A 12,372-nucleotide genomic window follows, 5' to 3' on the forward strand; every position below is an offset into this window, starting at 1 on the left:
TTATGGTGCAGCATTGGAAGGTTAATCTTGGCGGGACATTCGTCGCAGCGCTGGCAAATAGCAGAGCGGCAGGGCAAGCAGCGAGCTGAAAATATTAAACAGCGTTTGCGCATGGGCAATTTGCGCCGCTGGAGCTGCGGTCAGCCAAGCTGATAGTCCAGCAAGCAAGCCGACAAACGGCATAAAGAGCAGCGCGCCGCCGACATTCAGCGTTATATGGGCGAGCGCAACGAATTGACCCGCGCGCGATCCGCCAATAGAGGCGAGCAGCGCAGTGACGCAGGTGCCGATGTTTGCGCCTAGCACAACGGCTATGCCAACTTCTAGCGGCATCGCTCCGATTGCCGCAAAACCCATAATAATGGCTATGACAGCTGTGCTGCTATGCACGGCTGCAGTTAGCACCGCGCCGGCGGCCAGCCCCCACCAGAGGCTGTCCGCCGTTTTGCTCATAAACCAGTCAAACATGGCGCTTTGCTGAATGTCTGGGCCAACGCTTTGCATCATCGCCATGCCGGCGAGCAGTATGCCGAAGCCCAGCGTGGCAACAGAAGCGGAACGAATCGTGTTTAGCCAGCCGCCAGTCCGCAAGGCGGGGATAAGCTGCAGCTCGCCGAGCAGTGCAGTCAGCAGCCAGGCGGAGACGGAGAGGATGAGCAGCGGCATTGTGAGACGCTCAAGGCTAAGCCCAAGCAGCTCCGTCGTCAGGCAGGTGCCGATGTTGGTGCCAAGAATAATGCCGAGCGTTCGCGGAAAGGTGAGCAGACCGGCATTGACGAGACCTATAGAGATGACGGTTACGGCTGTGCTGCTCTGAAGAAAAGCAGTAGAGATGGCGCCAGCCGCCAGTCCGTGAATGGGCGTAGCGGTAAAACGCTGCAAAATACGATTCAATTGCGTTCCTGCAAGGCGATGCAGCGCCAGCTCCATCAGCTTCATGCCGCTTAAGAACAAGGCAAAGCCGATTGCAATCGGCAAAATAATAGAATGAAGCATGGGCTGAATCTCCTTTTCTAAAAACGAGTGACAGGTGTACCCATACATATATGCAGCAAACAAGACAAGCATGACAAGCATGAGAGAGGTTGGTTTTGCCATTATGACGAGAGCAAGGATAGCGCTGCAGCGCGGGCGCAAAAAACGTTTGGAGCAGGGCCACCCCTGGGTATATGCAAGCGAGATTGATAAAATGGAAGGCACCGCAGAGCCGGGCGGCTTGGTTGATGTAGTCAGCCACCAAGGACGTTATCTGGCGACGGGCTATTGGAATCCAAAATCGCAAATTACGGTGCGCATTGTTTCGTACAAGCCGCTGGAGGCGATGGATGCTGCTTTTTTCCAAGAGCGCTTCCAGCAGGCGAAGGAGCATCGCAGCCGTTTTGTACCGGATCAGGATTGCAGGCTCGTATACGGAGAAGCTGATTTCCTGCCAGGGCTGACCGTTGACCGCTTTAATGATGTGCTGGTTATCCAATTGCTGACACTTGGCATGGACATTCACCGTGATGCGATCATTGAAGCGCTTATCGAGGTGTTTGAGCCGCGCGGCATTTATGAACGCAGTGATGTCGGCGTCAGACAGCTGGAGGGCTTAGAGAAGCGTACAGGCGTGCTGTACGGGGAATGCCCGGCCATATTGGAGATTGAAGAGAACGGGCTTAAGCTTGAGGTTGATATAGTCGAAGGTCAGAAGACCGGCTATTTCTATGATCAGCGTGAAAATCGCGCCTCCATCGCTCCGCTGATGAAGGGCTGGGGCCTTCGCAGCGGCATTAAGCTAATGCCGAAGCCTGCCGAGGCGGGCAGTGCGAATGCAGAGACATCGGGGGAACACGTCCCAGTCAATGCAAATGGCAAAGAAGTGACCTTCCCCTACTGGGACGGTGCGACGGTGCTGGAATGCTTTGCGCATACGGGCAGCTTTACCTTGCATGCCTGCAAATACGGGGCGAAGAAAGTGACCTGCTTGGACATTTCCGAGCATGCGATTGATACGGCGCGCCGCAATGTGGAACGTAACGGCTTTACCGATCGCGTACAGTTCGTCGTAACCGATGCCTTTGACTACTTGAGGCAGCAAACGAAGGGGCTGGAGGAGCGTCTCGAACGCAGCCGCGCAGGCACGGATACGTCCAAGCCGATTAGCGGCGGCGGCCAAACCTGGGACGTTGTCATTTTGGACCCTCCGGCGTTTGCCAAAACAAAAAATGCGGTAGCAGGTGCTGTCCGCGGCTATAAAGATATTAATTTGCATGGCATGAAGCTGGTAAATGAAGGCGGCTATCTGGTGACGGCGAGCTGCTCATACCATATGCGTCCTGATTTGTTTCTGGAGACGATCCAAGAGGCCGCAGCTGATGCAGGCAAGCTGCTCCGGCTTGTGGAATGGCGGGCGGCGGGCAAGGATCATCCGCAGCTGCTTGGCGTAACAGAAGGGCATTACTTGAAATTTGCCATCTTTGAGGTGCGCAGCAAATAACGGAAACCTCTTGAACGGCGAGTGTGCTTCTTGCTCGTTCAAGAGGTTTTTTTGCCAAATATTTAAGAACGTATGTTTGAAGGACTCGTGAAAAGTCGCGGCGGGTATGGTAGTATGGTTGATAATAGACAGGTTACGGAAGGAAGGGCTGCAGGATGCCGCTTCAATTAGTGCTGGGCCGCTCGGGAGCGGGAAAAACGACATATTGCCTGGATGCGATTCGCGGCAGGCTGAACGCTGACCCGGATGGGCCTCCGCTTATTTTGCTCGTGCCGGAGCAAGCGACCTTCCAGTCCGAGTACACGCTGCTTCGCGGCAGCGGATTGCAGGGAATGATTCGGGCGCAAGTGCTGAGCCTTCGCAGGCTTGCTCTTCGCGTTATGCAGGAAACTGGCGGTACCGCGCTCATTCCAATCGGCGACGAAGGCAAAAACATGCTGCTGTACAAAATCGTGCAGCGTCTGGGCGATCAATTGGAGCTGTTCGAGCATGGTGCTGGAAAGCCTGGTTTCATTGAGCGTCTGGGCGAGCTGTTGACGGAATGGAAGCGATATGGCATTAATCCGGCGATGATTGCAGAGCGCAGAGAAGAGGCTGCTTCTGCTTTGCAGGACTCGGCGCTGCTGAAGCGCAAGCTGCATGACTTGCAGCTGGTATACGAAAGGCTGGAGGCAGAGCTCGCTGGGCAGTATGTCGATTCGGAGGATTATTTGGTCCATCTGTCAGCGGGGCTGTCTCAATTTTCAACGATACGGGACACCGAAATTTGGATTGACGGCTTTAATGGCTTTACGCCAAAAGAATATGCCGCGCTTAGCTCGCTTATAAGCATGGCGAAGAAAGTGACGGTTACGCTTAAGCTGAATCGGGCCTATGCGGCTGGAGAGCGGCCAGTTGAGCTGGATTTGTTTTACCCTACAGCGGATGCGTATGTAAAGCTGAGGGAACTGGCGGAGGGCTTAGGCGTTGCGCTGCTGGAGCCGATTGTGCTCGGCGGTACAAGCAATGCTGCCTGCGAAGCGCCGGGCAGGTTCAGCAGCAGCCCAATGCTGGCTCATTTGGAGCGCCACTACGGAGGACGGGCACAAATGGCGCTTCCAAATCCGGCAATGCTCGATGCAACCAGCCCATTATGCGGCTTATCGCTGCATGCGGCGGCAAATCGGCGAACTGAGGTGGAGCTGCTGGCGCGCGATATGCTGCGCAGAGTCAGAGAAGAAGGCCTAAGTTGGCGCGATATGACGGTTATGGTGCGCAATGCGGGGGATTACAGCGACTATATCGAAGCAGCGTTTCAAGAATACAGCATCCCCTATTTCCTTGATCAGAGGCACACGACCGTCCATCATCCGCTGGTCGAGTTCATCCGCTCAGCATTGGAGACGGTGCTTCATAATTGGAGCTATGAGGCGGTATTCCGCTGCATTAAGACCGAGCTGCTGTTTCCGCTTGATGGAAGCATTCCACGCGACCAATTTGATTGGCTGGAAAACTTCGTCTTGGCGGCGGGCATCGATGGCTGGAAGTGGCTGGATGAAAAAAGATGGCGTCCATTCATCATCGAGTCGCTGGAGGAAGAGCAGGATGCAGCGGCCAATGCGCCATCGCAACGTGCGAAGGCGGAGTTTGAGGCGGTCATGGCCGCGCGCGGTGTAATCGTTCCGCCTTTGCAGCAGTTTGGCAAAGAACTGGAAAAATCTTCTAATGTTACCATGATGTGTGAGGCGCTATATCGCTTGCTTGAGCATACAGGGGTTGCGGAACGTCTGGAGCGCTGGAGCCGCGAGGATAGCGAGGCTGGCCGAGTACAGCGCTCACGCGGTCATCGCCAGCTGTGGGATGGAGTCATGAATTTGCTTGACCAATTAGTCGAGCTAGTTGGTAATGAACCGCTGTCCGCCGATATTTTCGTTGGCATGCTTGAGACGGGCTTGGAAAGCCTCAAATTAGGTGCCATTCCGCCTGCTCTTGATCAGGTGCTGGTGGGCAGCATGGACCGTACGCGTTCCAGTCAGGTGCAGGTCTGTTACGTGCTGGGAGCTAATGATGGCATCATGCCGACGCGTTTTCAAGAGGATGGCGTGCTGACGGACCAGGAGCGGGAGCGGCTGGCTGAAGAAGGCTTGGTCATGGCGCCGGGCCTCAAGCGGAGGCTGCTGGATGAGCGTTTTCTGATTTATAGTGCGCTCACAACGCCGAGCAGACATTTGTGGATGAGTTGGTCAGAGGCTGATGAAGAGGGGAAAAGCCTGCTGCCATCGGAAATTATTAGGCAGGTGAGGCAGCTGTTTCACGGATTGCCGATAAAGCAAGTGCAGGCGGAGCCTACGCAGACTATGTCGGTAAAGGAGCAAAGGGAATATATTCAGCATCCAGAACGTGCCTTGTCGTATTTAATTACGGAGCTGCGGGCTTGGAAGCAGGGAAGCGAGATCGCTCCTTTTTGGTGGGAGCTTTACAATTGGTTCGCAGTACGTCCAGAATGGCAAACGAAGCTATCGCTGCTTACAAAATCTCTTGGTTATGTGAATCAAGAGGAGCTGTTGACCGCTGATACGGCACAGCAGCTTTATGGCGTTCGCTTGAGAGCGAGCGTATCGAGAATGGAGCGTTTCGTGTCGTGCCCTTTTCAGCATTTTGCGATTCACGGACTGAAGCTGCGCGAGCGGAAAATGCACCGGCTGGAGGCGCCGGATGTGGGTCAGCTATTTCATGCTGCGCTCAGCCGTTTGGCTGGAGAAGGTGGGCTTGGCCACGCTTTCGGCGCGGCTTCCGAGCGTCAGATCCGCGAGGCGGCGGTTCAAACGGTGGACGAGCTTGCACCAAGGCTGCAATCGCAAATTTTGCTGAGCAGCGGCCGCTATCGCTACATTGCCCGCAAGCTTAAGGAAATTGTAGCGCAGGCTGCCATTATGCTGAGCGAGCATGCCCGCCGGGCCGCATTCCAGCCCGTCGGGCTGGAGGTTGATTTTGGCCCGGGCGGCACACTGCCGCCGCTTATTATTCCTTTGCAGGATGGACGTTCTATGGAAATAATCGGGCGAATCGACCGGGTTGATGCTGCGGATACGGAGCAGGGCCTGTTGTTGCGCGTACTGGATTACAAGTCTAGCGTGACCCAGCTGCGACTGGAGGAGGTGGCCTTTGGCCTTTCCCTGCAAATGCTGACGTATTTGGACGTATTGGTGACGCATTCTCCCGGCTGGCTTGGAAAGCAGGCATCGCCTGCGGGCGTGCTTTATTTTCACGTGCATAATCCGCTGCTTGCGCTTTCTAATCAAATGAACGAAGCGAAAATCAAAGCAGAGCTGCGCAAACGCTTTAAGCTAAGAGGACTCGTTACGGCAGAAGCCGAGGCGGTGCGCCTCATGGATGATCAGCTGGAAACGGGACACTCCGAGCTATTGCCTGTAGCGCTCAAGAAGGATGGGGCGTTCTACAGCAGCTCCTCCGTCGTGACGGACAAGCAGTGGGACATTTTGCGGGATTCTGTCAGGAGGACCATTAGCGAAATTGGCTCGGAAATCAGCTGTGGCAAAGTATCGATTGAGCCCTACAAGCTGGGAACAAAAATCCCGTGCCAATATTGTGATTATAAGGCGGTTTGCCAGTTCGATCCGCTGTTTGACGGCAATGAGTATGTGCGGCTTCGCAAGCCTTCAACGGAAGAGCTATGGCAGCGGCTGGAGAAAGGAGAAAGCATCGATGACGGACATGATCAACGCCATTAAACCGGAAGGCAGCACTTGGACCGATGAGCAGTGGAGCGCCATAGTAACGGAAGGATCCAACATTCTAGTAGCTGCTGCTGCCGGCTCTGGCAAGACGGCTGTGCTGGTTGAGCGCATTATTCGCAAAATTTCATCCTCGACCGATGTGGACCGCCTGCTCGTTGCCACTTTTACGAAGGCAGCAGCTGCGGAAATGAAGGAGCGGATTCGCATTGCGCTGGAGAAGGAGCTGGATCGCCAGCCTGACTCTGAGCATTTGCGTCGCCAGCTTGCGCTTATGAACAGGTCGTCGATCACGACGCTGCATTCTTTTTGTCTTGATGTCATTCGCCGTTATTATCCGCTGATTGGGCTTGACCCTGGCTTTCGCATCGCCAATGAAACGGAGAGCGAGCTGCTGAGGATGGAGGTGCTGGATCAGCTCTTCGAGGAAAAATATGACGAGGCGGATGCCGATTCTGGCGCTGGTGGCGCTTTTCTGGCGCTCGCTGACCGTCTGGGCGGTGAGCGCGGGGATGAGCCGCTGTACAAGCTCGTCCAGGACCTGTACGCTTTTGCGCAAAGCCACCCATGGCCCGTAGAATGGCTTCGCGAAACGGCTGAAAGCTTTAATTTGCAAAATGCAGCCGAGCTTCAGCACAGCAGCTGGGTTGCCAGCTTGCGGGCTGATGTGGAGCTGGCGCTCGCCGGGGCAGAAGCGCTGCTTCGGAAGGCGCTTGATTTGACGCGCGAGCCTGCTGGACCGGCACCTTATGCTATCAATTTCGAGGATGATTTGACACTTGTTCTCATGCTTAAAGCTGCTGTACAGGATAGACCTTGGGAGCAATGGTTTGAGCCATTTCATACAGTGGAATTTGGCAAATTGAAGGCTATGCGCGGCGACGAATACGATAAATCGCTGCAGGAGCAGGCGAAAGATTTGCGAGACAGCGCCAAGAAGCTGCTGGGCACGCTAGCCGAGGAGCTGTTCGGCCGTACGCCGGAGCAGTTTTTGGAGGAGCTGCAGGAGCTAGCTCCATTAATGGCAGCGCTGAGCGAGCTCATTATTGATTTTGGCAAAAGGTATGAAGCAGCGAAACGGGAGAAGGGGCTGCTTGATTTTGGCGATTTGGAGCATTATTGCTTGCGGATATTGCGCACGGAGGACTCTTCCGTGCAGCAGACGCTGCCTTCGCCCGCGGCACTGGAATACCAGAACCAATTCGATGAAATTTTGCTAGATGAATACCAGGACATGAATATGGTGCAGGAGGCGATAGTAACGCTGATCTCAAGACCGGGAGCGGGGAACCGTTTCATGGTTGGCGATGTGAAGCAAAGCATTTATCGCTTCCGGCTCGCGGAGCCAAATCTATTCATGCATAAATATAAAAGCTACGCCGTACAGGCTGTTCTGCCCGGAACGGCTGAAGCGGATAAAGACACCGCAGCCACTGCAGCCACTGCACAGTCAATAGCTGAAGCAGCTTCTTCGGCTGGCCATTCAGCAGGCTTGCGCATTGATCTGGCGCGCAACTTCCGCAGCCGTCAGGAGGTGGTTGACGGCGTAAATAATGTATTCCGCGGCATAATGCGGGAATCCGTAGCCGAAATGGATTATGATCAGCGAGCGGAGCTGGTATGCGGCGCTTCCTTCCCGGCAGCAGAGGAAGCAGGAGAATTTGAAGTAGAATTGGTCGTCATTGATAAGGCTGGCTCCGTTATGGCGGAGGATAAAGCGCAGCCGGAGGATGAGGAAGAAGGGCTGGATGCGGCTGAGTCGGCCGAGGATTTGCAGACGGCGCAGCTGGAAGGGCGGCTGATTGCCCGGAAAATCCAGTCGCTTATGGACAGCGGCTACCGGGTTTACGACGGAAAAAGCAGACGGACCCGTCCGCTGGAATGGCGGGATATCGTTATTTTGCTGCGCGCGACATCGCAATGGGCGCCAATAATTATCGAGGAGCTGCAGGCAGATGGCGTACCCGCCTATGCTGAGCTGAGCAGCGGCTATTTTGATGCCATAGAAGTGCAGACTGTATTGTCGCTGCTGCGAGTCATTGACAATCCTTATCAGGATATTCCGCTCGCGGGCACGCTGCGCTCCCCTATTTTTGGCTTGGATGCCGAGGAGCTGGCGCTTATAAGGATTGAAAAATCCGGCGTCAGTTATTTTGAAGCGCTGCTGGCCGCAGAAGGCAGTTTAACGCTTCCAGAGGCGCTTCGCCAGAAGCTGACCCAGTTTCTCGTGCAGCTTGAGCGTTGGCGCAGCGATGCCAGACAGGGGGCATTGGCCGACCTCATTTGGCGTATTTTCCGCGAGACCGGTTATTATGATTTTGCTGGCGGTCTCCCTGGCGGCACACAGCGTCAAGCGAATTTGCGCGCTCTGCATGACCGTGCCCGCGGTTACGAAGCGACCTCCTTCCGGGGCCTGTTCCGGTTTTTGCGTTTCGTAGAGCGAATGCGCGATAGCGGAGGGGATCTCGGCACAGCAAGGGCGCTTGGCGAGCAGGAAAATGTCGTCCGCATTATGTCGATCCACAAGAGCAAAGGGCTGGAGTTTCCCGTCGTGTTCACAGCAGGTCTTGGCAAGTCATTTAACCAGCAGGATTTGCGCAGCGCCTTTCTTCGCCATAAGCAGCTTGGGTTCGGCCCGCGATTTGTGGATCCCCAGCAGCGGGTCAGTTATCCAACTCTGCCATTTCTAGCGATTCGCCGCAGGCTGCGCATGGAAATGCTGGCCGAGGAAATGCGGATTTTATATGTGGCTCTCACCCGCCCGAAGGAAAAAATGTTTCTGGTCGGTACGGTTTCAGATGCAGCTAAGAAGCTGCCGGTCTGGCTGGCAGCTATTGACGCAAGCGGACGCATACCGGATTTTAAGCTGGCTGCGGCGTCGACTTTTTTGGATTGGCTTGGTCCGCTCGCCGCATCAAGCTTTGCGCAGCAGGAAGCAGAACAAATCGCTCAGGTATCCGGCATGAAAAGGCTGGAATGGCGATCGGGCTTCGTTGCAGCTGCGGTGTTCAGCAGTGAAGCAGCAGCAGCGCTTCAGCAAGATGCTGGACATGAAGAGAGAGAACTGCGGCTGCAAGGCGTTCTTTCGCTGGCTCAGCTTGAGCTGCAGCCTGAGGAGCAGGATAGTGAGCTGCGCGAACGATTGGATTTTCATTATTCTCATCAAGCTGCAACTCTTTTGCCTGCCAAAACGTCTGTTACTGAGATTAAACGTCTTCACGGCGAAGCTTTTACTGATCGCGAAGCCGCTCCTTTGTTTGAAGCTGGAGAGGAAGCGATGAATGATATAGAGGCAAGCGGCAGTCATTCATCGTCCGAACGGCTGGATTACCTGGAACAATCGGATTACATGAGGCAGCAAGGTGAAGCGAATAATAGCAATGACCTGCAGCCAGCGCCCGGAGGCTCATTCCGATTGCGCCGTCCGCGGTTTATGGAGCAGATTTCACTCACAGCGGCAGAGAAAGGCTCTGTCAATCACCTTGTCATGCAGCATTTACCGCTTAAGGGCACTGTCGATGAGCGCGTCGTTATGCAGACTACCCAGGGCATGATTGAACGCAAGCTGTTAACACCGCGCCAGGCGGAAGCCATTGACAGCATGAATATTGCTGCTTTTTTCGCAAGCCCTCTCGGATTGCGGCTGCTCGCAGCAAATGAGGTCAAGCGCGAGGTGCCATTCAGCTGTATGCTGCCCGCTTCGCGGGTGCATCCTTCCGTTGCTGAAGAAGCAAAGGACGAACAGATTCTAATTCAAGGCGTTATGGATTGCGTGTTCGAGGATCAGCATGGATTGGTGCTGGTCGATTATAAAACGGACCGGATCATCAATCAGCAATGGGAGCGTGCAGCCGAGCGCCATCGGTTTCAGCTGGAGCTTTATGCGGAGGCACTTGAAGCTGTTTTGCTGCGCCAGGTAGCAGAATGCCATGTGTTCTTTTTTGATGGGGGGCAGTCGGTGCGACTTCGTTGAAGCTGGAGCAGCACCTTATTGCGAAGAGGCAGCTATAGCAGTAGTTATAGTAAGGCGATTTAATTTTAGGGGGAAGAAAGCGTGTCAGTAGAGCAACAAACGCCGAAGAAAAAGCCGATTGCATTGGCAATCACAATCGTGCTGCTGGTATGCAGCCTTAATGGGAATATGTTTTTATATTCGCAATATTTGTCCAACATTCAAGAGAAAAAATATGAGACTGGGCAGCGTGTCGCTTCAGATGCCATCGGCGCCGTAGCATTTTATAATGCGATATTGCCTGAGCTTGAGAAGCTTGGGACATCAGCAGAGCTTTTGGAGCGGAATGAGGCAAAATTCAGTGCTGGTGCGGCTTTCCGAAATGTGGATCATGTGCTGGGTTTTCTGAAGGAAGCGCATCAGTATAACGGCACGGAGTTTGCTGTGGACAAGCTGGAAGCTTATTTTAACGCGGTGCAGCAGTCGCTGGCCAAGATTGGCGGCCATGAGGGGGCCCTAACGGCAGCTGAGCAGGATTACCTTGCGAAGCTTCAGGAAGCATTCCATTTGCAGTTGGAAGCTGTAACGGCTTTTAATGCAGATGCATTAGAAAGCAGAAGCTTGTCGATTCAAATCGGCAATGGCTACAACAATTGGCTGGAAATTGCGGATAAGCTGGAGCAGGCGATAGACGGCCACACAGATGTTAAGCTGCAATAGCTGTGAGCCGCCAAAAACCTATGCTCATCTATGTTTTACCCTGCAAGAAGCCGGATGGGATTGGACGAGCTTTGCTCATTCCGTTATGATGGAAGAAGGCTGTATAACATAATTTAGGGGGAGTTTTGAATGGATTGCATTTTTTGTAAAATTGTCGAAGGTACATTGCCATCAACTAAAGTGTATGAGTCGGATACAGTAGTTGCTTTTCAAGATATTAAACCGGAAGCGCCTGTACATATTTTAATCATTCCTAAAAAACATATTGCCACAATGAATGATGTGACGGCAGATGACGATATTATCATGGCAGAGCTGTTCACAGCCGCACGTCAAATTGCAATTGAGCAGGGCATCGCTGAATCTGGCTACCGTTTAATTAACAATGTGAATAGCGATAGCGGCCAGTTGGTATACCATTTGCATTTCCATTTGCTCGGCGGAGAGAAACTTGGCGCCTTGAATGCGAAATAGCGCAAGCCTAACGTGCATTAAACGTTTTTGAAAGGAGTTTGCATGGCTCGTTACAGAAAGTATATCGCTGTCGGTTTGTTTTCCTTCGTCCTGCTTATCGCTGCTTATGCTACGGCAGTAGCCCATCCGGGGACCGTTGTTACGAAAAAAATCTGTACTTCATGGGAAATGGCCAAAAATCAAGCTTTTATTATGACACATAAGCAGGCACTTAAGCCGTTAGCCGATTCTAAGCCTCTGGCGCTGGCAGGCAATGCTGAGCGGGTACCTGTGCTGATGTATCACTACATTGCACCGAAGGCTGACAATAGCGAGCCAGACAATCATTCCATCATTGATTTGGAATCATTTGAGCAGGGAATGGAATATTTGCACACGAACGGTTATAAGACAGCGACGATGGAGCAGTTGGAGAAATATATTAATGGCGAAGGCGTCCTGCCTGACAAATCGGTCGTCATTACCTTTGATGACGGATATCAAAACAACATTGTGTATGCTTATCCGATTTTGAAAAAATACGGCTTTCACGCGACGATGTTTGTTGTTGGAACTCATATACAACAGAAGACGGCAGCATTCGATTCGAAAAAAACAAGCTTTCTTTCCACTGAGGAAATGAAAGCGTCTAGCGACGTATTTGAATATCACAGCCACACCTATGATTTGCACAAAAAAGAGACGGCGCTTTGCGGTATTGCTTATTCATCGCTTGCTGACGCCACCTTGATTACAAGCGATATTCACAAAATAAAAGAGCTGGGAATCGATTCGCCTTATTTTGCTTATCCGTATGGCGAGGCGAACACACAGATTATTTATCATTTGCGTGAAAATGGCTATCGAATGGCGTTCTCCGTACGCAGCGGTTTCGCTGAACCGGGAACCGATCCGATGCTGGTTCCGAGGCTGACCGTTATTTCTTCGACGGATATGCACACGCTGCTTCATCCAGAAGCCAGCTTGAATTGATGCAGTCAAGCGCAGCATCTGCAGCAATCACATCATACGCA

At 53.2% G+C, this 12,372-nt stretch carries 7 protein-coding genes; 6 read left to right on the plus strand and 1 reads right to left on the minus strand.

Annotated elements, in window-relative coordinates; translation table 11 throughout:
• Positions 1-21 precede the first annotated feature (21 nt).
• Positions 22-996: a Na/Pi cotransporter family protein gene (locus tag AC50Y5_RS03095; RefSeq protein WP_494858368.1), complete on the minus strand. Its 975-nt coding sequence runs from the start codon at positions 994-996 to the stop codon at positions 22-24.
• Positions 997-1,066: 70 nt separating this feature from the next.
• On the opposite strand from AC50Y5_RS03095, the gene AC50Y5_RS03100 reads away from it, so the two are divergent.
• The 6 genes from AC50Y5_RS03100 (at position 1,067) to AC50Y5_RS03125 (ending at position 12,331) form a co-directional block, all read left to right on the plus strand.
• A complete protein-coding gene (locus AC50Y5_RS03100) occupies positions 1,067-2,479 on the plus strand; it encodes a class I SAM-dependent rRNA methyltransferase (RefSeq protein WP_494858370.1) in 1,413 nt (470 codons plus the stop codon).
• Between the two features lie 155 nt (positions 2,480-2,634).
• A complete protein-coding gene (gene addB, locus AC50Y5_RS03105; RefSeq protein WP_494858372.1) occupies positions 2,635-6,210 on the plus strand; it encodes a helicase-exonuclease AddAB subunit AddB in 3,576 nt (1,191 codons plus the stop codon).
• Positions 6,185-10,186: a helicase-exonuclease AddAB subunit AddA gene (addA, locus tag AC50Y5_RS03110; protein WP_494858374.1), complete on the plus strand. Its 4,002-nt coding sequence runs from the start codon at positions 6,185-6,187 to the stop codon at positions 10,184-10,186. Before addB ends, addA begins: the two co-directional genes overlap by 26 nt.
• Positions 10,187-10,267: 81 nt before the next feature.
• Positions 10,268-10,885 (plus strand): hypothetical protein, encoded by a 618-nt coding sequence (locus AC50Y5_RS03115; RefSeq protein ID WP_056029346.1) that lies wholly within the window; start codon positions 10,268-10,270, stop codon positions 10,883-10,885.
• A gap of 129 nt (positions 10,886-11,014) precedes the next feature.
• On the plus strand, positions 11,015-11,359 hold the full coding sequence (locus AC50Y5_RS03120; RefSeq protein WP_056029344.1) for a histidine triad nucleotide-binding protein: 345 nt from the start codon (positions 11,015-11,017) through the stop codon (positions 11,357-11,359).
• A gap of 42 nt (positions 11,360-11,401) precedes the next feature.
• Entirely contained in the window at positions 11,402-12,331 is a 930-nt protein-coding gene (locus AC50Y5_RS03125) for a polysaccharide deacetylase family protein (RefSeq protein ID WP_056029342.1), read from the plus strand.
• The last annotated feature ends 41 nt before the right edge of the window (positions 12,332-12,372 follow it).

The organism is Paenibacillus sp. JT22N7 (assembly GCF_059383875.1).

Excerpts from the sequence above, each read along its gene's own strand:
- AC50Y5_RS03095 (WP_494858368.1), bottom strand. The coding sequence starts at position 996 with ATGCTTCATTCTATTATTTTGCCGATTGCAATCGGCTTTGCCTTGTTC.
- AC50Y5_RS03100 (WP_494858370.1), top strand. The coding sequence starts at position 1,067 with ATGACAAGCATGAGAGAGGTTGGTTTTGCCATTATGACGAGAGCAAGG.
- addB (WP_494858372.1), top strand. The coding sequence starts at position 2,635 with ATGCCGCTTCAATTAGTGCTGGGCCGCTCGGGAGCGGGAAAAACGACA.
- addA (WP_494858374.1), top strand. The coding sequence starts at position 6,185 with ATGACGGACATGATCAACGCCATTAAACCGGAAGGCAGCACTTGGACC.
- AC50Y5_RS03120 (WP_056029344.1), top strand. The coding sequence starts at position 11,015 with ATGGATTGCATTTTTTGTAAAATTGTCGAAGGTACATTGCCATCAACT.
- AC50Y5_RS03125 (WP_056029342.1), top strand. The coding sequence starts at position 11,402 with ATGGCTCGTTACAGAAAGTATATCGCTGTCGGTTTGTTTTCCTTCGTC.